Consider the following 25,562-nt stretch of genomic DNA (forward strand, 5'->3'; position numbering starts at 1 on the left):
CGCCACCCATTTCCAGGCCACCCTCGACCTGGTCGAAACCCTTGACTGGCTACGCGCCGTCCCCGACCACCAAGATCTACGAGACAGAACCTAGGTCGCCGAGGATTACACCAGTTGCAGCGTCCGGCGGGCGATTCGGCGGAAGTCCACGACGGAATGACGAGGATTTGGGGTGCGGCAGCAGAGGACCCATTCTACTGTTGCAGCGGCTGGTTGTTTCGAGTGAGGCGCGGTCCCCTACGGCACTGGTTCTTGCAGCCGACCAGCGAGCTACCAACTTAATCTCGACTCTCGCCATCGTCCGAGGGCCGCCGCGCGGCGGTTGGGGGCTGCCGTCACGGCGGCGGCGAAAGTGCCCAGACGAATTCCTCTGGGCACTTTCGCCGACTACTACCTAATTCGGCAGCAAGGCTTCGGCAGCTAGCGTCGCCTGCAGGATCCCGTCGGTCAGGTTCTCGACCTGGCGACCGCCTGCACTCGCGAGGTTCCCGTTGCCGCCTGCGCCGCCGCCAATCACCTGAGCGGCCGTCGTTAGTACCTCGCGTGCCTGGATGCCTGTGCGGGCTAGCGCGGGGGTAATGGCTGAGGTGAGTTGGGCTTTATCATCAGTGGCGGCGGCGAGGATCACGACTCCCGGCTGGTCGTTGGGGCAGCGGTTGAGGACGTTGTTGGTTAGCGGTCGCAGTTCGACGGCGGTGACGTCGTCCAGGATGGTGGCGATGAGCCAGCCGCTTCCGACGTGGCGGCGTTGCCCGGCGAGGCGTTCGGCGATGAGGTCGAGTTCGCGTTGCCGGTGTTGTTGGAGCGATTGTTCGGCCTTTGTCAGTGCGGCGAGTCGTTTGGTCAGGGTGGCGATCAGGTCGTCCGGGCGGGCGTTGACTAGCCGGCCGACTTCGGTCAGGAGGTTCCGCTCGTGGTCGGCGTGGTCGAGGGCGTCGCGGCCGGTGAGTGCTTCGACGCGTCGTAGGCCGGCTCCGATGGAAGATTCGCCGAGGATGCGGACGGGTCCGGCTTGGGTGCCGTGGCCGACGTGAGTGCCGCCGCAGAGTTCTCGGGAGGCGTCGCCGATGTCGACAATGCGGACGTGCTCGCCGTACTTCTCGCCGAAGAAAGCGGTGGCGCCGGCGGCTTCTGCTTCGGCGCGGGTGGCGTGCCAGACGCGCACGTCGGGGTCATCGAGGAGGTAGTCGTTGACCAGGGCGCTGATGGTGGTCAGTTGGGTGTCGTCTAGGGGTGCGAAGTGGGTGAAGTCAAAGCGGAGCCGTCCCGGTGCGACGAGTGAGCCCTGTTGGCGGGCGTGGTCTCCGAGTGTGCGGCGCAGCATGGCGTGAACGATGTGGGTGGCGGAGTGGGAGCGGGCCGTGGCTGCTCTGCGTCGCGTATCGACATTGGCCTGGGCAGTCTGCCCTGGCCGGGCTTCGCCGTGGGCGATGCGTCCGCTGTGAATCTGGAAGCCGTCGAGGCCGTACTGGGTGTCGGTGATGTCGATGCGGGTGCCGTCGCTGGTGTGGATGGTGCCTGTGTCGCCGACCTGTCCGCCGGATTCGGCGTAGAACGGGCTGCGGTCGAGGACGAGTTCGACCTGTTGGCCCTCAGACGCTTCTTGCACCGGTTCACCGTCGCGCAGGATCGCGAGGAGTTGGGTGTCGGCGGTGGTGTCGGTGTAGCCGATGAAGTCGGTGCGGCCGTATCGGGCAAGGATTTCGCGGTAGGTGTCTTGCCGGCGCATTGCGGCGGCCGTCTTGCCCTTCCCGGTGTTCTTGGCGCGGCGGCGTTGTTCATCGAGCAGAGCCGCGTACCGGTCGGAGTCCACGACGAGGCCCGCGGCGTGGGCGGCTTCGATGGTGAGGTCGATCGGGAAGCCGTAGGTGTCGTGCAGCTCGAACGCGGTGTCCCCCGGTAGGAGGTTGGCTCCGTCGGCGTGGGCGCGACTGATCGCGGCGTCCAGCAGGCGGCTGCCCTGGCGCAGGGTAGCGCCGAAGGTCTCCTCTTCCCGGGTGGTGACGGCCTCGATCAGGGAGCGTTGCGCGGCCAACTCGGGCCAGTCGGCGGCGAGGTTGTCGATGACGCTGCCGGTGATGGTGGTGAGGACGGGGGCATCGATGCCCAGGGCGCGGGCATGGCGGATCGCCCGGCGCATCAACCGTCGCAGCACGTATCCGCGTCCCTCGTTCGAGGGCAGCACGCCGTCGGCGATGAGGAACGCCGTGGAGCGGGCGTGTTCGGTCACGACCTGGAACGACACGGCTGCGTCGCTGCCGTCGCGACCTGGGAAGCGTCGGCCGGCAAGTGCTTCGACGGTGGCGAGGGTGGGGGCGAGGAGATCCGTTTCGCAGACGGTGTCGACGCCTTGCAGGATCGCGGCCAGCCGGTCCAGGCCAAGGCCGGTGTCGATGCTCTTGTTGGGCAGCTCCCCGACGATCGGGAAGTCGCCTTTGCCGTCGCCTGGCCCGCGCAGGTTCTGCATGAACACGAGGTTCCAGATTTCGAGGTAGCGCTCGCCGTTGGCTTCCGGGCCTCCGTCCGGGCCGAAGGCGGGTCCGCGGTCGTAGCAGATTTCGGAGCTGGGGCCGCACGGTCCGGGTACGCCCATGGACCAGAAGTTGTCGTCCATGCCGAGGCGTTGGATGCGCTCGGCGGGGACTCCGACGCGGCGCCACAGATCGAATGCCTCGTCGTCGTCGCGGTAGACCGTGATCCACAGCCGCTCGGGGTCGAGGTGGTAGTGCTCGGTGAGCAGCTCCCACGCGTAGGTGATGGCGTCGGCTTTGAAGTAGTCGCCGAAGGAGAAGTTGCCGAGCATCTCGAAGAACGTGGCGTGGCGGGTGGTGCGCCCGACATTCTCGATGTCGGAGGTCCGGGCGCACTTCTGCACCGTGGTCGCCCTCGGGTACGCCGGCTGCACCTCGCCGAGGAAGTAGGGCTTGAACTGGTTCATGCCGGCGTTGGCGAGTAGCAGGGTCGGGTCGTCCGGGATGAGTGGACTCGATGGCACCCGGTTATGGCCGCGGCTAGTGAAGAAGTCGAAGAAGGTCGTGCGGATTTCGTCTGAACGCATGGAAGAGCCTCACTGGGCGGTGACGCGAACGCACCCGGCACCCCACCTGCGCGGAGCAGCGCGGGCGGGGTCCTCGCCGGTGTCCGTCCAGGCGGGTTCGCGAGGGAACAGCGGTGGGATGTCAGGTCACGCCGAGCTGGGCCGAGGGGGTCAGGCGAGGACGCTGTCCTCGTTCCCCAGCTCGGCGCGGCTAGCTCGCCGCCCCACCATGCCCATCACGCGTTGTCCTATCCCTGTTGCCTCTCGCGCCGCTGCTCACCGATGTTGTCCCTGGTGGCACGGCGTTGCCGCTGGCGCTGCCAGCGTAGCCTACCGTGACGATCGCCTGCTCCAGGGCGACTGCCTCGATCTGCGCCGGGTCGGTGAGCACCACATCGGCCCCGGCTTGTTCAAGCACCTCGGCGCTGGAGTAGCCCCACGCCGCGCCGGCAACCCGGACTCCCGCCGCGTGCCCGGCGACGATGTCGGTCACGGTGTCTCCGACGAACCACGCCTCGTGCGGGGGCACATTCAGTCGGAAGAGTGCGGCCAGTACCGGGTCCGGTGCGGGTTTGGGCTTGGCGTCCTCGAAAGTCACGAATGTGTCCATCAGCGTGGTTACGGCACCGAGACCCAGTAGCGCGATGCGGTGCCGTCGTTGGAGCGTGACGACCGCTTGGCGCATCCCGTTCATGCGGAGTCGTCGCATCGCACGCACGATGCCGGGTACGAGGGCGGCGTTCGCGGCGTGGGCGGCGTAGGCGAGGTCGAAGCCGTCATCGAATGCCCCGACCGGGTCGGTCAGGCCGAGGATGCCGAGCGCCTGCACCGGGGGTAGGTGGATCAATTCGGCCACCGCACGACGGTCCGGTCTACGTCCGAGCACGTTCGTTGCCACGTCGGACAGCGCGGCGGCCACCAAAGCGCGGCTGTCCACGATCACGCCGTCGAGGTCGAAGAGCACTGCCCCGATCATCGGCGCATCACCGTCGCCAGCGAATCATGCTGGGGCACCTCGGGAAGCATGCAGTCCAGCGAGATCCCGCGTTCGGCCAGCACGGCGCGGGCGGGGCCGGGGCGTGTCAGTACCGCGACCGCCGCCGTCGGCAGGCCACCGGCCGCTTTCAGCGCGTCGGCGGCGGTCAGGATCTGCCGCCCTGACCGCACCACGTCATCGATCATGGCGACCCGCTGGCCGACAAGCGGGTGGCCTTCGACCTGGCGTCGGGTGCCGTAGGGCTTGATGACCTTCCGGATCAAGACGAGGGGCAGCCGCGTGACGGCGGAGACCGCGAGCGCGAATGGCACCCCACCCAGCTCCAGCCCGGCCACCACCTCGACGCGAGGGGGCAGCAGGTCGGCCAGTGCCCGCCCGACGTCGCCCAGCATCTTCGGGTCGCCGGCGACCCGATACTCATCGAAGTACGAGCTGATCACCGTGCCGTCCGGCAGAGCGTAGGACTCAGCGACGGTGCCGAGGGCAAGGACCTGACCGGCGATATCGCCGGTGGGCCTCACCATGCCGGGCTCCGCGACTCGTCGCGATCGAGTACGGGGATCAGGTCGGCCGCGGAATCGACCTCGTGCAGGAAGTCCAGCGGACGCGTCGGTGAGCTGTAGACCCATCGCTCGTCGCGCAGGAAGGCCAGCAGGCGGCGGGCGGTCGGCCCGGCGACGACGACCGGGACCGGACGAATGTTCCCGGCGTACCAGAGGGCGGCGGTCAGCTCGTGCAGGGTGCCGACGCCGCCGGCCATGGACACGATCACGCTGGCGTGGTCGAGATAGGCATGCATTCGAGCGCCCATGGTGGGCTGGTGGGTCGCGGTGGTGACGTAGGGGTTGAAGGCCCCCCAAGCCGCGCCCGTCAGGGTGACCGCGACGACGGATCCGCCGCCTTCGACGGCTCCTTGGGCGGCGTGCTCCATCAGGCCGTTGTAGCCGCCGTGTAGCAGCGTGAGGCCGTGCCCTGCCAGGGCTGCGCCGATGGCGTAGGCGAGGCGTTCCTCGTATGGGGAGGCTGGCACACACCCGCCGAAGAACACGGCGTGGCCGGGCCTAGTCGGTTCGCCGAGACTGGGGGCGCTCATGCGAATTCCAAGTAGTGCCAGTAGGCGTCGACGGCCGGGCGCAGCGGCTCCAGGATGGCCGGAGCCGCACGTTCGGCGACGGCCAACGCGGTGCTCAGGGCTGCGGCGAGGTCTTGGCCGCTAGGAACCGCGTTGCCGCTGATGAGGCGCTCCAGATCGGCCAGGCACTGCCGGCCGATCGGGGTGGAGCCGATCTCCTCGGAGAGTTGGTACCAGCCGTAGAACAACGACTCCGGCGCGAGTGCCGCCTTGATCAGGTTCTTTACCGCCGTGTGCAGGGCGAACATCTCCGCATAAGCGATAAACCGCTGCCCTCGACTGATGCGCTTGCGGATCATGTGGCCCAGCACGAGGATCTCCACCAATAGCTCACCGGAGGTGTAGGGGCGCTCAAGCGTGCTGTTGATGACCCAGTCGACGTGGCTGTGCGGGCGGCTGGTAGCCCCATCGGCGAGGTAGACCGGCATGGCCGCAGTCCGCGCCAGCACGGTGTCGAGGCGGCTGACGGGCACGATGTAGAGGTCGACCTGGTACAGCTTCCCGCCGTATGCGACGAGGTAGACATAGCCAAGGCCGCCCATTCGGGCGACGATGGTGTCCCGCCAACCCGGCAGTACCGCACCGAGTTCAGCGGTCATCAGGGCATCGATCACCTGGACGAACGACGCAAAGCTCGGATCGTGCACGGCGACGATGAGGTCCACGTCTGACAGACGGTCGGCGGTCCCCGTTGCCAGGGATCCTCGGATGTGTAGGGACTGTACAGCCGGGCTGTGTGACAGCGCCTCGACCGACGTTTCCAGCAGCTCGAACTGGTGTGGCAGGTTGGCGGCGGCGACGGTCTCCAGGAGGGTATTCACGGCGACTGGTCCTTTCCTCGGTCGGCTTGGTGGTCAGGCGTGGCCGAGCATGATGGCCTTCTTTGACCGCCACCGTTCGGCATCGTCGTCCCGGTGCAGCGCGGAATACATCGTCACGATGAGGTCGTAGACCTGCCCTTCCGGCAGCGCGTAGCGGTAGAACAGCTCCAGCAGCGTGGTCTCGGCAGCCCGGTCGTAGCCGAGCTGCGCCAGGCCGGATGCCGTTGCCACGTGCTCCTCTAGCGCGTCGTCGGTAGGCGTGGGCAACACCGCTACAGAGTTCGCGACGGAACTCGCGTTGGTGTTCAAGGCGGCGAACACGTCGTCGGCGTAGCAGTCGATCACCAAGTGGATCCGCGCCGGGCCGAACCGGTTGCACACACCGTGAGGGCTGGTAGGCGTCAACCGCCACACCCGGCCATCGCTCATGTGCACTTTCGTCCCGCCGAGGATCAGGTACGCCGACGAGTTCGTCACCAGGGGCACGTGCACCCGATGACGTTCCACGTCGGTCAGCTCGCCGTAGTCGCGGTGCTCCCACAGGAAGGCTCCGGCCTCCAGCCGGGCAAGCCGCGCCCACATGCATCGCAACCCAAGCTCGGCGAGTAGCTGCTGAACAGCGGGCATGCGGGTGAGCAGGGTGGTAGCAACCGGCTCGGGGCAATCGCGGATCGTGACGTCACGCGGATTGCCGGTGTCGTTGAGCAGCGACAGGGTGCGCCAGCCGCCATTCTGATAGTCGCCATACTCGACGACCCAGTTGCCCGGCACGATGAGGGCTTCGTGCTGCAGCCGTTCCATCAGGTCGGCGCCGATCGGGCGCAGAGCAGCGACTTCGGTGGGCAGGGTGGCCGGGGTGGCAAGCCCGGTGATGGTCATGGCGGTAACTCCTAAGATCGAGGAGGGCGAGCAGGACTTCTCGGCGAGGTGGCAGTCGACACGGCTGGCTGGGACCGACTGCCGCGCCTACCCGTGAGCAGCGAGCGGTCAGATAGTCCTCAAGCGGCGACTTCCGGTAGGTGCTGGAAAGTGACAGCTCCACAGCGGCACCGGCTTGGGGAGCTGCCGAGGGGTCGAGGTCTGCGTCGGTCAGCTGGCTTTGCGGGCGTGGATTGCTCGGCGTTCGTAGGAGCCGAGGACCACGCCGGGGTCAGACATGAGGGCGATGAACCGGTCGAGGTCGTTGTTGTTGATCTCGGTTGTGGTCAGGACAGGGCGGAGCTTGTTGACCGCGTCGGCGAGCAGTCGGCATCCGGGACCGTTACCGGTCCATGTCTCGGTGGACGTGTGGGTGCACACCTGCACCATGTTTTTGGCGACGAGCAGGGCGGGGGCGTCGACCGTCCAGCTTCCAACAGCGTCGGGTCCGGCGATGGTGCGGTAGACGCGCCGGAGGACCGCGTGAATCAGGGCGGCGTCGTCGCCGGGTGCTCGAAAGACTCGTGCTGGGGTGCCGGTGACGTCGGCCAGGACGAGCCAGCCGCCGGGACGTAGCCGGGAGATCATCTGCTCCAGCACCCCCGCCGGGTGCGGCAGTGCACCGTGCAGCCACCGGGCGATAACGAGATTGAAGCGGTTGGGGTCGCCGGGCAGGGTGTCGCGGCCGAGGTCGCGGTGGTAGACGTTGATCACGGCGGTCGGGTTGAGGTAGCTGGTGTCATTGTCGACCGCGCTGACCGTGCCGTATTGACCAACGAGGCTGGCGAGGTGGGCGGTGATCTCACCGGTGCCGGCACCGACTTCAAGCGCGAAGTGGCCGGGTCGGATGTCGAGCCTGTCCAGCTCCTGCCGGATGGTCGGGTCGAGAAGTTCGCGCAGCTGGGCTGGTACCTGGCCGTTGTGAGTAGTTGTCTTCACGGTGCTGCCTTTCCTAATCAGGGTTCGGGCGTGCAGGGGTGGTCGGCCGTGGCATCGCCGGCATGTCTCTGGCCGCCGCGTTCGGGGCTCATGGCGTTCTGCTCGGGTTTGGTAGACCGTCCGGTCGGGGCCGAGGTCGCGGAATCATCAGTGGTGGTTGGGTGGCGGTGAGGTCGGCGACGAACGCGTCGATCTGGCCGTGGGTGATCCCGGGCATGCAGATGAGGTGGCTGATGGCTTTGTCGGTGGCGAGTAGCCACTTTTTGCGCACCTGCTCGGGTGGGGTGGGCATGACGACGGTGAAGGCGTGCGGGTGTCGCCAGGCGGGCCAGCCGACGGCGGTGAGCTGGTCGACGGTGTAGGCGGCGAGGCGGCGGGCTTGAGTTGCCCGCCAGCGGTGCCCTTCGCGGCCGTGGGTGGCGATGGCGTGCCAGAGCAGGGCGGCGGCCAGGCCGCAGCGGGAGCCGCTGACGGTGGTGTCGAGGGTGGCCGTATAGGGAATCTGATTGCCGTACTTGCCGACGCTGTCACGGATGAGGACGACTCCGCAGGGCGTCGGCACGCCCAGGAATTTGTGGCCGCTGATGGCGATGCTGCCGATGCCGCTGCCGTCATCGAGGCGTAGCCGTCCGTCGAGTGCGAGCGGAATACCGGACAGGGCCGCGTCGACGTGCAGGTGTCCGTTCACCCCGTGCTCGTCGAGGACAGCTCGAATGGAGGTGGTGTCGTCCACGGCTTCGGTCAGGGTGGTGCCGGCGGTAGCTACCACGATGGCGGGCCAACGTCGGCGGCGGCTGACCTGCGCGGCGAGATCGGCGTAGTCCATCTCCCCGCTCGGGTGAGCGTTGACGACGACTCCCCTCGCACCGAGCATTCGGACGATCTTGGGTATCGAGTAGTGGGCGGTGGTCGAGTAGTAGATGCGGGCGGTGGGGTGCCGGTGCTGGGCGGTGTGCAGGGCGGATAGGTTGCCTTCGGTGCCGCCGGTGGTGACGTAGCCCCACCGGTCATCTCGCGGCATGGCGAGCGTGTCGGCGACCCAGGCGATGACGGCCCGCTCCAGCACTCGGGTGTGGGCGATCCCGCCGAGGTCCGCGGGGTCGCCGATGTTGTTCCATAACCGATTGCCGAGGCGGGTCATGACCTCGCTGTAGTCGAGGTCCACGGCGCCGGGAAACCCGATGCTCGTCGCGGCGGCGGCGTCGGCCTCGTGGATCAGGTGGTCAAGGACGGCTGTGACGTCGATCGGCGCGCGGTTGAGGTCCGCGGCGTCGGCGAGGCTGAGGTTCTGGTGACCGGTCACGCCCACCGCCCGGCGAGCAGGTGTGCGGTGAGGGTGTGGTGCAGTGCGGTGAGCTGCCGCCAGATGTCGCGGGTTTCGTCGTCGCCCTGCTCGGTGAGGTGCTCGTACGGGTTGTGATAGGTGATCCGGTTCGAGTCGAGGGTCTTGTTGCAGCGCACGCCGTCCTCGCCGAGGCGGGCCTGCGGGTCGCGGTCGACGTGCAGGGCGGTGCCGTCGGTCAACAGGGCGTAGCACTGGCCCTTGAGGTTGAACGCCGACATGTAACGGCCGGCTGCCGCCGCGTCCCGGAGCGTACGGGCGACCTGATACCAGCGGCCTTGATCGGAGTCGAGGGTGCTGACACCCACGCCGACGTACCTCCCGCCAGGCAGGGTCATGTCACCGCCGTTGACCATGGAACCCTCTGGTCCGAGGGGACTCCACTTCCGCCCGATGGAGGCGATGTTGTCCGCGGCGACGTCCGTCATCTCCGCGAGCAGGCGTGGCAGGACATCGGAGTCCGGCGCCTGCGGCCACAGCCGGTAGGCGGTGTGCAGCTTGTAGCCGTATGGCTCGGTGGGGGCGTCGGAGACGAAGAACAGCATCAGTGCGTGGGGGCCGAGCGCGTTGCGCTGCCCGAACGCCTGGTCAGCTTCGATCAAGTGACCGGTGTTCAGCCGCTTGGACCGGTACACGACCTGTGTGCGCAGGTCAGCCATGCGCAGGTCCGCCCGGCGGGCTTCAAGTGTTACTCCCCTGTCAACCATGCGCTGCTCAGCAACGGTCGATGGCGGGGCGGGGAGAACTTCGGTGTCTGGCGGTCGGTGGTAGTCGGCGGGGATGCGGGCCGCACCGTAGCCGGGCGGCGGCATGCTGGCCACAGGTTCGGGTGGGCTAACAGGCGGTGCTGCGGGCGGGTGGCCGGTTCGCCAGCGCGGGTCCAGGGGATCGACGCCGTAGTGCCCGCCAGGTGGCGGCATGGCCGCGTGGGTCTTCATCGTTGGCCCCTGTCAGATCGAGACGTTGATGGCGTCGGGAACGGCGTGGGTCTTCGGCGTGCCACGGCCGATGCCGGCAAAGACCTCCGGGCGGGCCTGCCGCAGGTGCCCGGCCCACACTCCGCCCGCGACCGCGGTGGCAAGGAGGATCAGAGGCAGCAGGAACGGTTTCAGCGACCCGGGCGCGACACCGAGTAAGGACCCGGCGTTGCCGACCATCAGCGCCAGCAACACCGACCCGCCGAGCACGCCCAGGGCGGGCGCGAGCCGCCACTCCCACGCGCCGGCCTGGGGACCTCGCACGCTGGCCGGTGCCGTCATGGCGGCCACCGACGCGGCCAGCAGCAAGCACAGCAGGCCCATCGCCCCCAACGTCGACAGCCAGGTGAACAACACCGCCATGGGGTCAGCGCCGCTGAGCGCGAAAAAGCCCACCACGACTACCGCGAGGACCGTCTGCGTCAGCGACCCGCCGCGCGGGGAACGGACCCGGGTCGCGCTACCGGTCCGGGCAAGACCCGCTGGCAGCACCCTCTCCCGGGCCATGGCGAACACGTACCGGGCGAACACCGAGTGAAACGCCAGCATCGAGGTAACAATCGCGAAGATCAGCACCACGCTCGCGAGAGCCGACCACCAGCCGCCAAGACGCGCCAGGACCGAGAACGGCAACCCGGACGCCGGATCAGCGGCCACCTCCCCAACCACGCCTGGGCCGACTGCCACCCCCATCGTGAAGGCGGCAACGGCATACACCCCGCCCAGGACAAGTACGCCGCCGATGGTGGCGCGGCCGACCGACCTCCGGTCGACGGCCTCCTCGACCAACGACCCCGGCGCGTCGAAGCCGGTCAGCCCGGCTACGCCGAAGGCGACCGCGCCGCCGATGCCGCTAACCGCCAGACCCGAGGCGTGGAAGCCTGCCCACGACACCTCACCGTCCGCAGGCCGCCCCAACCCAGCGATGACGAACACCGCAACGATCAGCAATGACATGGCCAGCACGACGGCCAGGACACGGGTCGACAACATGATCGCTCGCACACCCAGCACCCCGACGACGACCAGGGCGAAACCCGCCCATGCCCACCAGGTGCCGCCGAGCTGGGTTGCCAAAGTCGCCCCGAGCAGCCCGTACAGGCTGATCTGGATGGCGTTGTAGGCCACCAGTGCGACCATGCCGGCAGCGACACCCCAACTCCGGCCAAGTCCGTTAGCGAGGATCGCGTAGTAGGCCGCCGGGTGCCCGAGTTGGCGGGCCATCGCCGCGTACCCCACCGCCAGCATCGCGACCGTGCCCGCCACGAGCACGAAGGTCAGAGGAAGAGCCGTTACCTTCGTCGTCGCATAGGTGGCGACGATGCCTCCGGTGAGCACCACCATGGGCGCCGACGCCGCCGCTCCAAAAACCCACAACCCGAACGGCGTCAGCGTCCGCCGCGCGAGCCCCACCTGCACCTGCGCCGACTTCACCGCTGCCCCCGCTGCGACGAGTCCGGGCACCCCGACCTGCGGCAGCCATCTACTGGATGCGCACCCACATCGGCGGCGTTGGCGGGCACAAGGTAGACCGCCGCCGGCCGTACCGGGCCGCCACGCCAGAAACTCCGATCACGGTTGAGCCGCCGAATCGCGGTCTCGGTATCGGCCGCGAACCCGAACAGGTCATGCGTCCCGTCTGGCCACTCCCGCCGGATCGCATACCCCCACGCGTACTCCGTCGACGTCACGTCGTCCGCGAGCGTGGTGCCGGTGCCGGTGCAGGCAGTGGCAATTCCTGCTGTTACCCACCGCCACAAGGCGGGACTTCGTGGTCGAAGTGCGGTGGTGGGCTGAGTAGCTCGGGTCAGCATGAGGGGTGCCTTCCTTCGGAATCTGGGCGTGATGGAGTGGCCCACCGGCAGAAACGTGGCCGCCAGCAGGTAATGAATCGGTGCCTCAATGGGTGGTCAGGGAAGACGCGGCTTAGCTGCCGGGAGGACGCGGCCGAGGAAAGGAATCGAGGTGCGGTCAAGGCGGTCTCGTCGCGGCAGCCCGCCGCTAGCCGCTCCGCAGGGCTGCTCGTCGTCGGGTTGAGGGCGCCACATCCGCCACAGAGCGGGGCCTCCTGACGGGAGCAGGACCGGCGAGCGTGGTCGATAACCGACTCGCGCGAGCAGTCCGTCTCGGGGCCGGTCGCTGCTGTACTCCGCACACGACGGCAGCCCCGCGAGGTCCAAGGTCCGATGGTGGGTGGCCAGCAACGCCCGTGCGTCGTCCTCGTGCCCCGGACGGACCGCGACGTGAGCGAGCTGGTGGTGCGGGCGGTGTGGACGCAGCCCATCGACGTATGCGTGCAGCAGGGCGAACCGGGCCGCGTGCGGGCCGAGGAGCCGGTGTAGGTCGTACATCCAAGGCGCAGCCGGCGGTGATGGCTCCAACCGCGAGTACCAAACCGCAACCGCCGCACGATCGTCGGTCATATCGACTCGACCATGCTCCAGCCCCTGCATCAACACGAGCCGCGCGTAGCGACGCACAACCGCCGGACGCTTGGCCACATCTGGTACCAGCCATACACCCAGGGGCTGAGCCATCAGCGCGTCAGCTACGACCGAGGACAAGGCGTCAACGTCCTCGTCGGTCGCGCAACGGACCGCCGCCTCCATCAGCCTCATCGCGCATCCCCCATGGAGAGGCCGAGCCCGCTACCGTCACCGGCCGTCCGCAGCGCGGACGCCAGGGAGGCAGTGTCTGGCGAGCGGCGGCGAGACCCCCATAGCGCCGAATCGAGTGCGCGTTGAAAGGTCGCGGCGAGGTGCAGGCTGCCAAAGGGAACCCCCGCGAGAGGCAGTCGCTTCCGCGCCGCCTCGATCAATTGCGGCGGGCCGCAGACATAGAACGCCTGCCCCGGCTTATGGAGATACAGGGCCATGCTGAGCAGGTCGCCCTGCGCGGCTGGCTCGACCTCACGGTCATCGGAGAGAGCCGGCACGACCGTGAGCCAGTCACCATGTGCCTGCTCAAGCTTGTGTAACGCGACCGCATCGTAAAGGTCGAGCAGAGTCCGCGCCCCCACCACCAACGTCACCCGACGGCCGCTTGGCGACGCGGCGACTTGTTCGACCAGAGCCCGCAGCGGCGCAAGCCCCGTGCCCCCAGCCGCCAACAGCAAGTCGGCGACACCGGCGGCCTCAAGTGACAGCCCTACATCGCGAGCCGGCCCCAGCCACAACATGTCCCCAGGTGCTACCCGATCGACCAGCGCGGGTGAGACCACACCTCCGACGACGGCACGGACGTGAAACTCCACCCGCCCATCCGGGCGCGGAGCGTTGGCGGGCGAATACCACCTCCACATCCCGGGCAGTCGAGGCGTGCACACCGGCATCGCCTGACCAGGCATGTACCTGAGCCGCCGCATCGGCCGGACAGTCAACACCGCTACACCGTCAGAGACGGTCTCGCACGTCTCCACCTCGCCGAGCATCACGTGCGGACCATCGCCCAGCGCCCCTGCCGCTCGCTCCGCGAGCCGAAGCGCCCGGCGGCAACCCCGCTCCCAATCACTCGCCAGCTCGGGCTCCCAGCCACCGCCTGCGAACCGCCGCACGGTATCGATCAACGCCGCCGCAATGGCCGTAGCGTGATACGGCTGTAGCTCGAAACGCCGGTACATTCGACCCAACACGGCCACGGCAGCACGCCGGCCGGCAGGATCACCCCGATTCGCGATCAGCTGCCCAAGCGTTGAGAAGAACATCGGCGCAGCCGGGGGCGGGAGTAACCGAACGCCCCGGTCCTCCATGAACGACCAGAAGTGATCTGCGGCGCGATCGTGCGCGGCGAGGGTGACCGCCAGCGACAGTCCCAAGTCAGCCACGAGGCGACACCTTGCCTGTCACGTGCGAAATGCAGTCTCCCGCTAGGACCTTCATCCCCAGCTCCCTCCTGACCAGGCAACTGGCCATCGCTGGCATCATGCGGAGAATATATTCTCCACATGCAGCGTGGCATTCTGCACTAGGGATGTCAATCTTCTGATGTAACTTTGCGTCTCCGGATCGCTGCCCAGGGGATGTACGCTCCACGAGCCGAGCTGTGGTGTCGCGCTGGGCTGGGAGCACCCGACGTCTGTGATGCTGTCGGCCCCAAGGAGGAGCCCAATGCCCAGGCCAATCGGCCCGACCATCCCGAGGTGGCAGCTCGGCGAGCAACTCAGCGCTCTACGCGAGGGGGCGCGCGTATCCCAGGGTCAGATCGCAGACCGCCTTGGTTGCTCTGTGAGCAAGATTCAGAAGATCGAGGCGGGCGAGGTCGGCGTCGTACGAGCCGAGCTGGAGTTGATGCTCACCACCTACGATGTGGCCGACGATCAGCTGCGCACCGAGCTATACGCGCTGCAGAAGCTCGGGAAACAACGTGGTTGGTGGTCAAAATTTGGGGCGGTGCCTGCCCCCTTCGCGACCTTCCTCGGCATCGAGAGTGCAGCGACCAGAATCAGGGCCTATGAGCCGATGGTCATCCATGGTCTCCTGCAGACCGAGGAGTACGCCCGCGCCATCGCCGGCACTGTCGCCCTCATCGCGGACGACGGCCAGCGCGAGCGACAGGTGCGGATCCGAATGGAGCGGCAGGAGAAGCTGCTCGGCGATGACCCTCCAGAGATATGGGCGATCCTGGACGAGAGTGTCCTGCGCCGCGAGGTCGGCGGCTCTCACGTGATGACGGCCCAGCTCAGACACCTGCTGACCATGCCTCAGTGGATCACGGTGCAGGTGGTGCCCTTCAAGAACGGGGGGTACCCCGGCACTCGCGGCGCGATGACTATCTTTGATTTCGACGATCGCCTGCACAGCCCTGTGGTCTACGTAGAGTGCCAGGCGGGCAACCTCTACCTGGAGAAGGCCGACGACCTGGATCGCTGCAACCTTGCGTACAACCACATGACCGCTTCCGCTCTCAGCAAGCAAGAGTCCGCCCGGCTAATCGAGGCCGCGGCCCACCAGTACGAGGATTTCGCGAGGAGTGAACGTTGAAACCCGATCTGTCCGGCGCTCGGTGGCGCAAGAGCAGGCGTTCCCAAGACAACGGAGGCTGTGTCGAGGTTGCGACCAACCTTGGCCCTTGCGTCGCCGTCCGGGACTCGAAGGATCCCGCAGGCCCTGCGTTGGTCTTCGACAGCAAGACGTGGCTTGAGTTCGTGGCTAGCGTCGCCGGGCATCGGTGAGCACTCATCAGGCTGGCCCGACGTCAGCCGCCTAGGTCAAGGAACTATTCCCGAGTAGTGCCAGCGAGCCGAGCCCTGGCTGCACCGGCACACACCAGCCTGCCGACCCCTCGAATATTGCGAATAATTTCGAGGCATGCGAGCATCCTCCTGCGCACGCGCTACGACGGGAGCGGCGCGGTGAGGGAGAGGTGCGACGACATGCAACTCGAGTTCATTCGCAAGTGGAGTGAAAGCGGTACAGGCAACTGTCCCGCGCTGTACCGCGCCGAGAACGGGAACTATGTAGTCCAGGGCTGGCAGCTGGACGAGGCGACGCGCGCCAACCTCCGCGATCTCGGCGAGAACGAAACCGCCATCGAGGTCCCTGCCGATGTCATCGCAGGCATCGTGGCGCGGGAATCCTGACGATGCCCGAGCAGCTCACCGGCGACGACTTCAATCATTTGTTCCGCTACTTCACCTCAACGGCATTCAGGCTTGAGGTACAACCTGTCTATCAGGTAGCAGAGGAACAGCAGTCGATAGACGAGTTCCTCGCCGGTGAGCCGCGCCCCGTGACCGAATTTGGGTTTTACGCTGCATGGCTAGATCAAATTCGGTCTGTGACCTCCCAGGGGCGGAGGGTCGAACGAGTCCGCGTCCTTAACGAGCCTCCGACTGACTATCAACGGTGGGAGATCTGGAGTGGCCAGTTCAACTCGGCCGCTGGCGAGGTTATCCGCTACATACCCAGAAGCAAGGCGGAGAGCATCGACCTGCCAATTAAGGACGACTGGTGGCTCTTTGACTCTAAACGCCTTGCCGTAATGCGGTTTAGCGATCGAGGCGAACCGCTTGGGGGTGAAATATTCACAGATCCAGCGGTCGTTGATCAGCATAATCACTGGTGGCGTCTCGCCCTGCAGAACAGTAGTTCCGGGCCCCACATCGACTAATCCGGGCGAGGCATCCCCGGCATCGAAGAAAAGTTTCTGACAGTGGACTCGATTGAGGATTGGCTCCGACGGCCCGGTGGATTGGCCGGACATCTACGTGGGCTTCGTCGCAACGTCGGCCTCACGGGTGCCCAAATGGCACGACAGTTGGGCTGGACACAATCCAAGGTCTCAAAAATCGAGACCGGCAAACAGATGCCCACCGACGATGATCTCGATGGCTGGATAACCATCTGCCATGCGTCTGACGTCACGAGCGCCACGCTCAGGACGCTTCTCGCCGAGGCTCAGGGCCTGCACCAGGAGTGGAAGCAGCAAGTCCGGCTCGGCCAGACCGCGATCCAGCAGAACTACGACCAACTGGTCAGCAGGGCAACACTCGTTCGCAACGCGGAGATCATCTACATTCCCGGCCTACTACAGACACCTGGATACGCTCGAAGTCGAATCGAGGAAGGCGTGCGACTTCACGGTGCCGACCCCGGCGACGTGGATTCCGCAACAGCTCGCCGCATGTCTCGACAGCAGGCCCTCTATGACACGTCGAAAACTTTCGAATTTGTGATTTCAGAAGCCGCGCTGCGACTTCTATTGTGCCCTCCGCTAGACATGCTTGCGCAGCTAGACAGGCTCATCCACCTAGCTGACATGCAACATGTCACGCTGGGCATCCTGCCGTTCGGACGGCAACTCTCGATCGCACCTCAAAACTCGTTCCTTCTGCTTGGCCCTCAACTCGCCATAGTCGAGACCTTCATCGGTGAGTACATGTTCCATGACGAAGAAGCAGCAGCGTACTCGGTGGTGATGGATCGCCTGCTCAGTGAATCCGTGATTGGGGTCGAAGCTCAAGAAGTCATTCGGCGCGCAATGGCTGATCTCCGCAGCGTGATGTAGGGACATTCGCGGATCAGCTGATTAAATTAGACGGTCAGCACGAAGGCGTGCCATCCGAGCGCGACCGTTGAGAGCCATCCAACCATCAGGGCTGGTCCCATTGGAGTGAGTGCATAACCGGCTCTCCAATGCTTAAGTGTGGCAGCAAGAACGCCGTGAAGGATCAGTCCGGTGAGGAGGCCGAGCCCTGCGGCTGACCAGCTCAACCAGCCAAGGTTGAAGGTGATTGCTCCCGCGAACGCAACATCTCCCAGCCCTAGCTGACCTGGCAGGGACAAGGCGATCACGAGCATGCCCGTGACTGTGGCGATGCCTGCGGCGGTCGCTCGCCCGAGGGGTCCGATTTCGCCGTTGGAGAGGGCTACGGCGGCGAAATACAGGCCAGACGAGGTCCACAGCGCCCCAGTGAGGCAATGGGGCAATCTTCGGCAACGAACGTCGATGATTGCCAGCCCGACGCCGACGACAGCGAAGATCGCATAGAAGACAAGGCCGACGGTCGGCGGCATTACGGCACCAACGATCGCGGCGGCAACCCCCGTGCAGACGGCGGTGGCGATGACCACGCTGGGACGTGCCGCGCCGCCAAGCCACCAACGTTCGGGTATCCGGACCGGTCCGGAGGCTTGCACGCCGTAGGCGACGGCCGCCAGCGGCACTCCGACAATGGCGCCTGAGATGCCGAGCCCAACGGTCGCGAAACTGTTCACCCGACCCGGCTACCGGTCGCCGCTGACGCGGTGCTGCCGTTCCCACCGTCTGATCTCGGCAAGGAGATCGACAAGTTCTTGACCTCCGGCGGTGAGCCTGTAGTCCGCGCCTTGGTACTGGTGCTCGACGAGTTGTTGGGCACAGAGGTAGTTCAGGGTGTCGGTCAGCGTGCGTGAGTGCACGGGCTCGTCCTTGACCCGCGACACCACGTGTTGAAGCGTGGTGTAGCGAAGTGGTCCGTCGTGGAGAGCTGTCAGAATCGCCACGGAGAGCTTCCGCTTGGCCAGAAGGTTCAGAAGCTCCTGCACTTCCTCCATCAGCGCTACCCACCTCCCCCGAATCCGAGAGCGCTGCAAGAAGGGCACAGTCTATGCAGGTAGGGCCACCCTCAGCGAGAGATCTAGCCAGGGTTGGCAGCATCTACGATGGAGCGCATATTCCCGAACGGGGGCTCTCGGTAGCAATCTTCGCGATTCAGGCGTCCTCTGTATACGCGCTTTTGAGGGAGATGCCCGCATCCTGCGCCGATGTGGTGCGCGAGGCCATCCAGAGATGCAAGCGCAGCAGGTGGCCCATGATCGCTTGTCCCTTCGCGGTGAGGCTGAAGGGGGTTTCGGCGCGGGGGTCGCTGTCCAACGTGCCGCCGTTAAGGCTGACCACGAAGCCGTAAGCGGCCATCGCTCGCAGGATCGCGGCTGGGTGGGGGGTCGCGTTAGCGATCTGCGCGAAGGTTGCGGTGCCGCCCGTGGCCTCCATCGTGGACAGCACCTCGTACGTGCTGTTACGCCCCAAGAGGGCAAGTACCTGCTGCGTGCGTTCGTGGCCGCCCATCTCGGTCCGCCCTTCTCGCGACCACAATTTCTCGGAGCGTAGCCGCTATCGGCACTAGCGGATCTGTCGGGTGGACGACACTGAACGAGGCATTTGCACTCATATGCGAGCCGCAGTTGTGCCGAGGTACGTGCTCCGCCGCGCGTGAGTTCGGGCCGGCTTCACGCGCGTGCCCAGAGGTACGCACGTAGACATCACCATGGGGTGAAGGTGTAAACACGAGTGGTGACCTTGACGCAGCCGGTGAGCCATCGTCCGCGTCTAGCCACGCAAAGCCTGTGACCCAACATGGGCTGTCCGCCAAGTTCGGGGAGGTAGTGGCAGGTGTTAACCCGTCAGCTCATGGCTTGTCTCGTCAGCGGGTCGGTGCTGCTCAGCACCGCTTGCAGCCCTGGTGAGCCTGCCGAGTCAGCGCCGACGACGCAGCCGATTACCCCGGCGACCACCACGAGCCTCGGACCGAACGCTGTCGCCGAAAAGGAAGCGGTCACCGCGTATCAGGGCATGTGGGACGCGTTCGTTGAGGCGGCCAAGGTGTCGGACCCCGATGCTCCCGACGTACGCCGCTACGCCTCTGGTCAAGCGCTGAGGCTCATCGTCAACGCGCTGTATACCAACCGTGAGCAGAGGGAGGTCATCCTCGGTGAGCTGGTGCTCGACCCGAAGGTGACGAACCTGGCGCCGGCTGGGAACCCCGTGAAGGTGACAGTTCTGGACTGCGTCAATGACGAGAAGTGGTTGGAGCATAAGGCGTCCGGCGGTTTGGCTAACGATGAACCTGGAGGCAAGCACCGGACCACCGCGACTGTGGAACAAACGGCCGAGGGCTGGAGGGTTAGCTCGTTCATCCTCGACAAGGCGGGAACATGCTGACGGGCCTGCGCCAGTGCGTCGTGCTGGCTGCTCTTGCGGTTGCGGGCCTGTTGGCAGTGCCGGCAACCGCCTACGCGGACGGCGGCACCGGAGGTGTGCAGTGCAGCCAGGACGACCCTCGTCCGGCGTGCGATGTGAACGCGGGGATTCCGGGTCAGCCGAGTCAGCCGGGCGGCGGTGATGGTGGCGGCCAGGGCGGTGATGGTAAGTGCCGCAACCCGGGTGGTGAGGAAATTCCTTGCGTGCGAGATGGGGCCTACGCGGGGGCTGACGGTTGCTACTACACGCCGGCTGATCCGTCGCCTTCGACGATCGCTGCTCTCGGGGGTCAGCCGGCGGGTGAGGGTGGCTGGTACATGCGGACCTGCTACGGACCCCCTGCATCGTTCGGCGGTGTGGTGTGGATCGCGGGTGCTGCACCGGTGGTCTCTCCGGCGGTGCTAGCTCGGCAGGCGCGGGCGCGCCTGAACCTGCCGACGATCGTCATCCGCATGAACCCGCCAGGTAACCAGCTCGTGAACCTGCCGGTGTGGCTGGCGCTCGATCGCGGTTCGTGGCGGTCGGTGTCGGCGACGGCCTCGGTTCCGGGGGTCAGTGTGACGGCGACAGCACGGCCGGTGCAGGCGAGCTGGTCGATGGGCGACGGGGTGGTGGTGGCCTGCACCGGTCCGGGAACGACCTGGACCTCGGGTACCGACCCGGCGAAGGCGTCCCCTGACTGCGGGCACGTCTATCGGCGGTCTTCGGCCGGCGCGCTTCGGGGCAGCTACGAGGTGACGGTCACGGTCACGTGGGAGGTGAGCTGGGCCGGGGCTGGGCAGTCCGGCACGGTGCCGGGGTTGACCACGACCGGGCAGCTACAGACCCGGGTCCAGGAATCGCAGGCGGTCGTGCGCTAAGCGAGCAAACCAGATCGTTCGAGCGTCGCATCCCGAGGAGGACAGGTCATGGCGCTGGATTCCGTGCGCCCAAAAACAGGTCTAGACGATCGCGCGACGGCTACTGCCGCCCGTGCGGGCCGTGGGCCATGGCGGGCCACCCGGCGGCGTCGCCGGTTGCCGTTCGTCGCGCTTGGCGGCCTGCTGGTCATCGTGTGCGTGCTGGCCTATGCCTACGGCGCGGCGCAGCTCGGCGATCGTGTTCAGGTGCTCGCGGTTGCGCGGCCGGTGGCGGCCGGGCAGGCAATCACCGCTGCGGACCTCAAGCAGGTCTCCGCCGCCCGCGACCCGGGGGTTCGGCTGGTCCCGGCCGCGCAAGCGGTAGAGGTGGTCGGTCGCACGGCGGTGGTGCCGTTGGTGGCCGGCACGTTGCTGACGCCGGAGTTGCTCGGGGATGCCGCGTTTCCGCCGGGCGGGCAGGTGACCGCCTCGGTGGCGGTGAAGCCGGGCCAGTATCCGCAAGGGCTCGCAGCGGGGGCGCGAGTGTCCGTCTACGTCTCGGCCGCGCCGGACGGTGGCCAGCCGGCTCCGACGGCCAGCTCGGCGGCGAGCGGGTCGGCGCCGGCCCGGCTGTCGGCCGTGGTGCTGGGAATTGACCTCGCTGGCGATGGCGAGGGCTCGACCGTCATCACGCTCCTGCTGGCAGCCACCGACGCGCCGCAGTTGGCGGCGGCTCCGTCCGGCGGTGTGGTGCTGATGCAGACCTCGCCTGAGGGGAACTGACATGCCTCTGGTGGCGGTGACGTACGTCAAGGGTCGTCCGGGAGCGACGACGACGGCACTCGGGTTGGCCGCGGTCGCGCCGGAGTGGGCGCGGCCGGTGGTGGTGGAGTGCGACCCGGCGGGTGGAGACCTGATGCGCCGGCACCGGTTGGCGGCGGTGCCGAGCGTGGTGGACCTGGCCGCCGCCGCGCGGGGCGCAACGAGCCCGGGAGATGTGTTCGCCGCCGCGTCCCAGCCGGTGGCGGTGCGGGAGGCGACGGTGCCGGTGGTGGTCGCCCCGGCGGGTGGAGCGCAGACCCGCGCCGCGTTGCCGGAGCTGACCGGTAGTGGCCGGGCCGTGCTGGGCGCGACCGATCGGATGGTGGTGGCGGACTGCGGCCGGTTGGGGCCGGGCTCGCCGGTGTGGCCGTTGTTGCGGCTTGCCGATGTGGTGCTGGTGCTGGCTCGGGCGAACACCGACGAGGTGGCCCATCTGCGTGAGCACCTGGGCGAGCTGGTCGATGCGGGCGCGGGTCGGCTGGTCGTCCTGCTCGGCGCGGGCGGCGTCTACTCGGCGGCGGATGTGGCGGATGTCCTGTCGACCCATGTCGGGCAGGAGTTGGCCCGCGACCCGGAGGCGGTGACCGTGCTCGGTCCGTTGCCGAACGACCGGCGGGCGGCGGCGGTGCTCGGCGGGGAACTGGTGGCCGGCCGGCGCTGGCGTCGTTTGCCTCTGATGGCCGCCTACGCGCGGCTGTGGACCGACCTCGCCCCCTACCTGCCCGTCGCGGCTGCCCCGCACGCCGATGTATCCACGGAGGCGACGTCATGACCAGCCCCTTCCTGTCGACCGCAGGGTCCGGCGAGTCCGGCGAGGTCACGGTGGTGCGGCGCATCCGCCGGGATGTCGCCGAGCGGCTCACCCGGGCCACGCGGGCGCACGAGACGGCCAGCGGCTCGCTGATGCCCGCCGAGGAACGCGCGGCGACGACCCGGCGGTTGATCAACGAGGTTCTGGACGCGTACGCCACGGATGAGATGAACGCCGGGCGTCCGCCGCTGCGCCCGGATGTCGAGTCGCGGGTGGGCCGGGCGGTGGCGGACATGCTGCTCGGCGCGGGCGGCCTGCAACCGTTGCTCAACGATGAACGGATCGAGGAGGTCAACGCCAACGGCTGTGACCAGGTGTTCGTCCGCTACAGCGACGGCAGCCGCGCCCAGGTCGGGTCGATCGCCGACTCGGATGCGGAGATGGTGGAGCTGATCCGCCGCCTGGCGGCGGACGCCGGTCGCGCCGAGACCGGTGGCGAGGGTGCCGAGGAACGCCGCTGGGACCGGGCGGCCCCGGTGTTGAACCTGCAGCTTGGGGACGGTTCCCGTCTGCACGCGATCATGTCGGTGACCAGGCGTCCGGCGCTCTCTATCCGTCGGCACGGCTACGTGAAGGTCACCCTGGCCGATCTCGAGCAACTCCGCACCGTCAACCCCGTGCTGCGGGAGCTGCTGGCCGCTGCGGTGCGGGCGCGGCTGAACGTCCTCATCGCCGGGCGGACCGGCGCGGGCAAGACGACGCTTTTGCGAGCGCTTGCGTCGGCGATCCCACCGGGCGAGCGGATTGTCACGATCGAGGACACCTATGAGCTGGCGCTCGACGCGGACAAGGCCGTGCATCCGGACGTGGTGCCGTTGCAGTCGCGGGAGGCCAACGTCGAGGGCGAGGGCGCGATCGACATGAGCATGTTGTTCCGCTCGGGGCTTCGGATGTCGCCGGACCGAGTCATCGTCGGGGAGATCCGCGGGCACGAAGTCATCCCCATGCTCAACGCTATGTCGCAGGGCAACGACGGTTCGCTCGGCACCATCCACGCCTCGTCGTCGGCCGGGGCGTTCAACAAACTCATGCTCTACGCCGCGCAGGCACCGGAACGCCTCGACCCGGCCACCACCAACCTTCTTGTCGCCGAGGCGGTTCACCTGGTCGTGCACCTGGGGTTCGCCGGGGATGGCGGGATCCGGGCGCTGACCTCGGTGCGGGAGGTGGTCGGCGCTGACGGGCTGGCCGTGTCCAGCAACGAGATCTTCCGACCTGACCGTGATGGTCGGGCGGTCCCGGGTGCGCCGCCGTCGACCGGGTTGCTGTCGGCACTGGCCGGGTGGGGCTTCGACCCCGGGTTGCTCGATGAGGCTCGCACCGCCCCGGGTGGGGGGTGGGCGTGATGGTGTTGACAGTGCCCCTCGCCGCCCTGCTGGGGGTCGGAACCGCGTTCGGGTTGGTCCTGATGGCTATCGGCCTGTCGCCCCGGGACAACGGGCCCGTCGACTCCAACACCGATTCGTGGCTGTCGAGGCTCGCCTCGACCCGTGGGCCGGTCGACCGGCGTCGGGTAGCCCTGTGCCTAGCTGTGGGTGTGGTCGTCGGTGTGGTGACCCGCTGGCCGGTCGCGGCGGCCCTGTCAGCGGCCGGGGCGTGGATGCTGCCGCAGGTCATCGGACCGGACCGCGACCACACCCGCCGGGTGTCACGGATCGAGGCCATCGCCACCTGGACCGAGGCATTGCGGGACAACCTGTCCGGCGCGGCGGGCCTGGAACAGGCGATCACGGCGAGCGCGATCGAATCCCCGGAGCCGATCCGCGACGAGGTGACCCGCCTGGCGGTGCGCCTGCAGCGCAGTTGGCGGCTGCATGACGCGCTGCGCGCGTTCGCCGCCGAACTGGAAGACCCGACCGCCGATCTCGTGGTCGCCGGGCTCGTGATGGCCGCGCGGGGCAGCGCCGGGCAGCTCGGCGACGTGCTGGGAGAGCTAGCCACGTCCGCGCGGGCGAAGGTCGCCTCCCGGCACCGCATCGCCGCCGCCCGCAAACGCAATCGCACCTCGGCGCGAGTCATCGTCGGTGCCACCCTGGCCATGGCCGGGCTGCTGGCGCTGCTCAACCGGGGCTACCTGGCCCCCTTCGACACGGCGACCGGCCAGCTCGTGCTCCTGGCTGCTGGTGGCTGCTTCGCATCAGCGTTTGCCTGGCTCGGCCGGCTCATGCGTGACCGCGACACCGCCCGCGTCCTGGTAAGAGTCGCCGCACCGGCCGAACCAGAGGCGGTGTCGACATGACCGGGCTGATATTGCTGGCCGGGCTCGGCACCGGTGCGGGCCTGTGGCTCGTGCTGGTGGGCTGGTTTCCCCGCCCGCCCCGGTTGGACAAGGCCCTCGACGCCCCGTACGGGCTCGACCGCACCGTTGACGCCGCCGAGGCCCCCTCCTTGGGGTGGACCGGACGGTGGGGCCGCCCGGCAGTGCGGTGGCTACGCCGGGCGGGCCTTCCCCTGGCCAGTACCCGCCGCGACCTCGCCACCCTTGAGAAGCCGGTTGACGTGCACCTCGCCGAGCAGGCGACCGCGACGGTGTTCGGTTTCCTCCTGCCTCCGGTAGCCGCGACGCTGCTCGCCTTGGCCGGGGTCACCGTTGGCGTGACAATGCCCGCCGCCGCGTCGCTGCTGCTCGGCGCGGCTGGTTTCCTCGCCCCGGAACTGTCGGTGCGCTCGGAAGCCGCCAAGCACCGGGCCGCGTTCCGTGACGCCCTGTCGTCCTTCCTGGATCTGGTCGTCATCAGCCTCGCGTCCGGCGCCGGCGTAGACCAGGCGCTCGACGACGCGGCGCAGGTTGGCTCCGGTCCCGCCTACACCGAACTGCGGTACGCGCTGACCGAGGCGCGGTTGGCCCGGGTACCGCCGTGGGACATCCTCGCCGCGCTCGGCCGCCGGGTCGCGGTCGCCGAGTTGCAGCAGCTCGCCGCCACCGTCGGGCTGGCCGGCACCGAGGGAGCGAAGGTACGCGCGTCGCTGCGCTCTCGGGCCATCGCTCTACGCGCCCGGCAACTGACCGATGCCGAGGGCGAGGCCAACGCCGCCACCGAACGCATGGCTCTTCCCATCGTCGCCCTGTTCGCCGGCTTCCTGATCTTCCTCGGATACCCCGCGATGGCTGCCGTACTCGGCGGGCTGTAGGAGGCGCGCCAGTTCACCAATCCCGAAGACCCACGAGATTTCGTACCGCATTGGAGGAACACGTAATGTCCGCTCTCGTCACATACCTCGCCGCCGAGTTGCGGCACCGCTGGCAGGCGGTGCGCGACACCAAGGACGGTGGCTACTCCACCGAGGCCGTCCTCGTTACTGCCGTGTTGGTGACCCTGGCGATCGTGGTCCTGGGCATCATCGCGGTCAAGGTCACCAGCAAAGCCAACAGCATTAACCTCGGCTGACACCGATGCCGCCGACCATCCGGGAACACCGCGCCGAGCGCCCGCCCACCCCAGCGCTCGGCGCGGTGCGGCGGCTGCG

General features: G+C 67.6%; 27 protein-coding genes. 13 read left to right on the top strand and 14 right to left on the bottom strand.

Annotated features, from left to right (window positions below):
- Window positions 1-394 precede the first annotated feature (394 nt).
- From alaS to ACIBEF_RS23150, 11 genes are all read right to left on the bottom strand, one after another.
- Entirely contained in the window at window positions 395-3,058 is a 2,664-nt protein-coding gene (alaS, locus tag ACIBEF_RS23100) for an alanine--tRNA ligase (RefSeq protein ID WP_396795233.1), read from the bottom strand.
- A 190-nt stretch (window positions 3,059-3,248) separates the two neighbouring features.
- Window positions 3,249-4,001, bottom strand: a complete 753-nt coding sequence (locus ACIBEF_RS23105) for an HAD family hydrolase (protein ID WP_396795234.1) — start codon at window positions 3,999-4,001, stop codon at window positions 3,249-3,251.
- An 8-nt stretch (window positions 4,002-4,009) separates the two neighbouring features.
- Window positions 4,010-4,558 (bottom strand): orotate phosphoribosyltransferase, encoded by a 549-nt coding sequence (locus tag ACIBEF_RS23110; protein ID WP_396795235.1) that lies wholly within the window; start codon window positions 4,556-4,558, stop codon window positions 4,010-4,012.
- Complete coding sequence (locus ACIBEF_RS23115; RefSeq protein WP_396795236.1) at window positions 4,552-5,082, bottom strand: LOG family protein; 531 nt, start codon at window positions 5,080-5,082, stop codon at window positions 4,552-4,554. Before ACIBEF_RS23115 ends, ACIBEF_RS23110 begins: the two co-directional genes overlap by 7 nt.
- 41 nt (window positions 5,083-5,123) lie before the next feature.
- The gene (locus ACIBEF_RS23120) at window positions 5,124-5,987 is read right to left on the bottom strand and encodes a nucleotidyltransferase domain-containing protein (protein WP_396795237.1); all 864 of its coding nucleotides are present in this window, start codon (window positions 5,985-5,987) and stop codon (window positions 5,124-5,126) included.
- Between the two features lie 33 nt (window positions 5,988-6,020).
- Window positions 6,021-6,866, bottom strand: coding sequence for an aspartyl/asparaginyl beta-hydroxylase domain-containing protein (locus ACIBEF_RS23125; RefSeq protein WP_396795238.1), 846 nt, complete (start codon window positions 6,864-6,866; stop codon window positions 6,021-6,023).
- 210 nt (window positions 6,867-7,076) lie between these two features.
- A complete protein-coding gene (locus ACIBEF_RS23130; RefSeq protein WP_396795239.1) occupies window positions 7,077-7,844 on the bottom strand; it encodes a class I SAM-dependent methyltransferase in 768 nt (255 codons plus the stop codon).
- Between the two features lie 88 nt (window positions 7,845-7,932).
- Entirely contained in the window at window positions 7,933-9,147 is a 1,215-nt protein-coding gene (locus tag ACIBEF_RS23135; protein WP_396795240.1) for a histidine decarboxylase, read from the bottom strand.
- Window positions 9,144-9,845 (bottom strand): hypothetical protein, encoded by a 702-nt coding sequence (locus tag ACIBEF_RS23140; RefSeq protein WP_396795241.1) that lies wholly within the window; start codon window positions 9,843-9,845, stop codon window positions 9,144-9,146. Before ACIBEF_RS23140 ends, ACIBEF_RS23135 begins: the two co-directional genes overlap by 4 nt.
- A 291-nt stretch (window positions 9,846-10,136) precedes the next feature.
- On the bottom strand, window positions 10,137-11,582 hold the full coding sequence (locus tag ACIBEF_RS23145) for an APC family permease (RefSeq protein ID WP_396795321.1): 1,446 nt from the start codon (window positions 11,580-11,582) through the stop codon (window positions 10,137-10,139).
- A gap of 1,195 nt (window positions 11,583-12,777) precedes the next feature.
- On the bottom strand, window positions 12,778-13,986 hold the full coding sequence (locus ACIBEF_RS23150) for an FAD-binding oxidoreductase (protein WP_396795242.1): 1,209 nt from the start codon (window positions 13,984-13,986) through the stop codon (window positions 12,778-12,780).
- 283 nt (window positions 13,987-14,269) lie between these two features.
- Between ACIBEF_RS23150 and ACIBEF_RS23155 the strand changes: the two genes are divergently transcribed.
- The 5 genes from ACIBEF_RS23155 to ACIBEF_RS23175 all read left to right on the top strand — a co-directional run bounded on the left by ACIBEF_RS23155 (window position 14,270) and on the right by ACIBEF_RS23175 (window position 17,168).
- On the top strand, window positions 14,270-15,142 hold the full coding sequence (locus tag ACIBEF_RS23155) for a helix-turn-helix domain-containing protein (protein ID WP_396795243.1): 873 nt from the start codon (window positions 14,270-14,272) through the stop codon (window positions 15,140-15,142).
- On the top strand, window positions 15,139-15,333 hold the full coding sequence (locus tag ACIBEF_RS23160) for a DUF397 domain-containing protein (RefSeq protein ID WP_396795244.1): 195 nt from the start codon (window positions 15,139-15,141) through the stop codon (window positions 15,331-15,333). Before ACIBEF_RS23155 ends, ACIBEF_RS23160 begins: the two co-directional genes overlap by 4 nt.
- A 201-nt stretch (window positions 15,334-15,534) precedes the next feature.
- Complete coding sequence (locus tag ACIBEF_RS23165; RefSeq protein WP_354945072.1) at window positions 15,535-15,741, top strand: hypothetical protein; 207 nt, start codon at window positions 15,535-15,537, stop codon at window positions 15,739-15,741.
- Window positions 15,742-15,743: 2 nt separating this feature from the next.
- Entirely contained in the window at window positions 15,744-16,271 is a 528-nt protein-coding gene (locus tag ACIBEF_RS23170) for a DUF6879 family protein (protein WP_396795245.1), read from the top strand.
- Between the two features lie 42 nt (window positions 16,272-16,313).
- Complete coding sequence (locus ACIBEF_RS23175; RefSeq protein ID WP_396795246.1) at window positions 16,314-17,168, top strand: helix-turn-helix domain-containing protein; 855 nt, start codon at window positions 16,314-16,316, stop codon at window positions 17,166-17,168.
- Between the two features lie 26 nt (window positions 17,169-17,194).
- On the opposite strand, the gene ACIBEF_RS23180 is transcribed toward ACIBEF_RS23175, so the two are convergent.
- From ACIBEF_RS23180 to ACIBEF_RS23190, 3 genes are all read right to left on the bottom strand, one after another.
- Window positions 17,195-17,878: a prepilin peptidase gene (locus ACIBEF_RS23180; RefSeq protein ID WP_396795247.1), complete on the bottom strand. Its 684-nt coding sequence runs from the start codon at window positions 17,876-17,878 to the stop codon at window positions 17,195-17,197.
- 9 nt (window positions 17,879-17,887) lie between these two features.
- Window positions 17,888-18,196 carry a winged helix-turn-helix transcriptional regulator gene (locus ACIBEF_RS23185; RefSeq protein ID WP_396795248.1) on the bottom strand — a complete coding sequence of 103 codons (309 nt, stop codon included), beginning with the start codon at window positions 18,194-18,196 and terminating at the stop codon, window positions 17,888-17,890.
- Window positions 18,197-18,353: 157 nt separating this feature from the next.
- Window positions 18,354-18,710, bottom strand: coding sequence for a hypothetical protein (locus tag ACIBEF_RS23190; protein WP_396795249.1), 357 nt, complete (start codon window positions 18,708-18,710; stop codon window positions 18,354-18,356).
- A gap of 366 nt (window positions 18,711-19,076) precedes the next feature.
- Between ACIBEF_RS23190 and ACIBEF_RS23195 the strand changes: the two genes are divergently transcribed.
- The 8 genes from ACIBEF_RS23195 to ACIBEF_RS23230 all read left to right on the top strand — a co-directional run bounded on the left by ACIBEF_RS23195 (window position 19,077) and on the right by ACIBEF_RS23230 (window position 25,483).
- Window positions 19,077-19,583, top strand: coding sequence for a hypothetical protein (locus ACIBEF_RS23195; RefSeq protein ID WP_396795250.1), 507 nt, complete (start codon window positions 19,077-19,079; stop codon window positions 19,581-19,583).
- Window positions 19,577-20,482 (top strand): hypothetical protein, encoded by a 906-nt coding sequence (locus ACIBEF_RS23200; protein ID WP_396795251.1) that lies wholly within the window; start codon window positions 19,577-19,579, stop codon window positions 20,480-20,482. The genes ACIBEF_RS23195 and ACIBEF_RS23200 overlap by 7 nt, the downstream gene beginning before the upstream one ends.
- Window positions 20,483-20,638: 156 nt before the next feature.
- Window positions 20,639-21,244 (top strand): SAF domain-containing protein, encoded by a 606-nt coding sequence (locus tag ACIBEF_RS23205; protein WP_396795252.1) that lies wholly within the window; start codon window positions 20,639-20,641, stop codon window positions 21,242-21,244.
- Window position 21,245: 1 nt separating this feature from the next.
- Window positions 21,246-22,055, top strand: coding sequence for a hypothetical protein (locus ACIBEF_RS23210; RefSeq protein WP_396795253.1), 810 nt, complete (start codon window positions 21,246-21,248; stop codon window positions 22,053-22,055).
- Window positions 22,052-23,440 carry a CpaF family protein gene (locus ACIBEF_RS23215; RefSeq protein ID WP_396795254.1) on the top strand — a complete coding sequence of 463 codons (1,389 nt, stop codon included), beginning with the start codon at window positions 22,052-22,054 and terminating at the stop codon, window positions 23,438-23,440. The genes ACIBEF_RS23210 and ACIBEF_RS23215 overlap by 4 nt, the downstream gene beginning before the upstream one ends.
- Window positions 23,431-24,333 carry a type II secretion system F family protein gene (locus ACIBEF_RS23220; RefSeq protein ID WP_396795255.1) on the top strand — a complete coding sequence of 301 codons (903 nt, stop codon included), beginning with the start codon at window positions 23,431-23,433 and terminating at the stop codon, window positions 24,331-24,333. The genes ACIBEF_RS23215 and ACIBEF_RS23220 overlap by 10 nt, the downstream gene beginning before the upstream one ends.
- Window positions 24,330-25,226 (top strand): type II secretion system F family protein, encoded by an 897-nt coding sequence (locus ACIBEF_RS23225; RefSeq protein WP_396795256.1) that lies wholly within the window; start codon window positions 24,330-24,332, stop codon window positions 25,224-25,226. Before ACIBEF_RS23220 ends, ACIBEF_RS23225 begins: the two co-directional genes overlap by 4 nt.
- 65 nt (window positions 25,227-25,291) lie before the next feature.
- Window positions 25,292-25,483, top strand: a complete 192-nt coding sequence (locus ACIBEF_RS23230) for a hypothetical protein (RefSeq protein WP_018803909.1) — start codon at window positions 25,292-25,294, stop codon at window positions 25,481-25,483.
- Window positions 25,484-25,562 lie beyond the last annotated feature (79 nt).

Source organism: Micromonospora sp. NPDC050795, assembly GCF_044456785.1.
Lineage (GTDB): Bacteria > Actinomycetota > Actinomycetes > Mycobacteriales > Micromonosporaceae > Micromonospora.

Bases quoted from the DNA above. Each gene is read 5' to 3' on its own strand.
- ACIBEF_RS23110 (WP_396795235.1), bottom strand. From the start codon at position 4,558: ATGGTGAGGCCCACCGGCGATATCGCCGGTCAGGTCCTTGCCCTCGGC.
- ACIBEF_RS23200 (WP_396795251.1), top strand. From the start codon at position 19,577: ATGCTGACGGGCCTGCGCCAGTGCGTCGTGCTGGCTGCTCTTGCGGTT.
- ACIBEF_RS23190 (WP_396795249.1), bottom strand. From the start codon at position 18,710: ATGGGCGGCCACGAACGCACGCAGCAGGTACTTGCCCTCTTGGGGCGT.
- ACIBEF_RS23170 (WP_396795245.1), top strand. From the start codon at position 15,744: ATGCCCGAGCAGCTCACCGGCGACGACTTCAATCATTTGTTCCGCTAC.
- ACIBEF_RS23185 (WP_396795248.1), bottom strand. From the start codon at position 18,196: ATGGAGGAAGTGCAGGAGCTTCTGAACCTTCTGGCCAAGCGGAAGCTC.
- ACIBEF_RS23225 (WP_396795256.1), top strand. From the start codon at position 24,330: ATGACCGGGCTGATATTGCTGGCCGGGCTCGGCACCGGTGCGGGCCTG.
- ACIBEF_RS23230 (WP_018803909.1), top strand. From the start codon at position 25,292: ATGTCCGCTCTCGTCACATACCTCGCCGCCGAGTTGCGGCACCGCTGG.
- alaS (WP_396795233.1), bottom strand. From the start codon at position 3,058: ATGCGTTCAGACGAAATCCGCACGACCTTCTTCGACTTCTTCACTAGC.
- ACIBEF_RS23210 (WP_396795253.1), top strand. From the start codon at position 21,246: ATGCCTCTGGTGGCGGTGACGTACGTCAAGGGTCGTCCGGGAGCGACG.
- ACIBEF_RS23165 (WP_354945072.1), top strand. From the start codon at position 15,535: ATGCAACTCGAGTTCATTCGCAAGTGGAGTGAAAGCGGTACAGGCAAC.
- ACIBEF_RS23215 (WP_396795254.1), top strand. From the start codon at position 22,052: ATGACCAGCCCCTTCCTGTCGACCGCAGGGTCCGGCGAGTCCGGCGAG.
- ACIBEF_RS23140 (WP_396795241.1), bottom strand. From the start codon at position 9,845: ATGGCTGACCTGCGCACACAGGTCGTGTACCGGTCCAAGCGGCTGAAC.
- ACIBEF_RS23125 (WP_396795238.1), bottom strand. From the start codon at position 6,866: ATGACCATCACCGGGCTTGCCACCCCGGCCACCCTGCCCACCGAAGTC.
- ACIBEF_RS23155 (WP_396795243.1), top strand. From the start codon at position 14,270: ATGCCCAGGCCAATCGGCCCGACCATCCCGAGGTGGCAGCTCGGCGAG.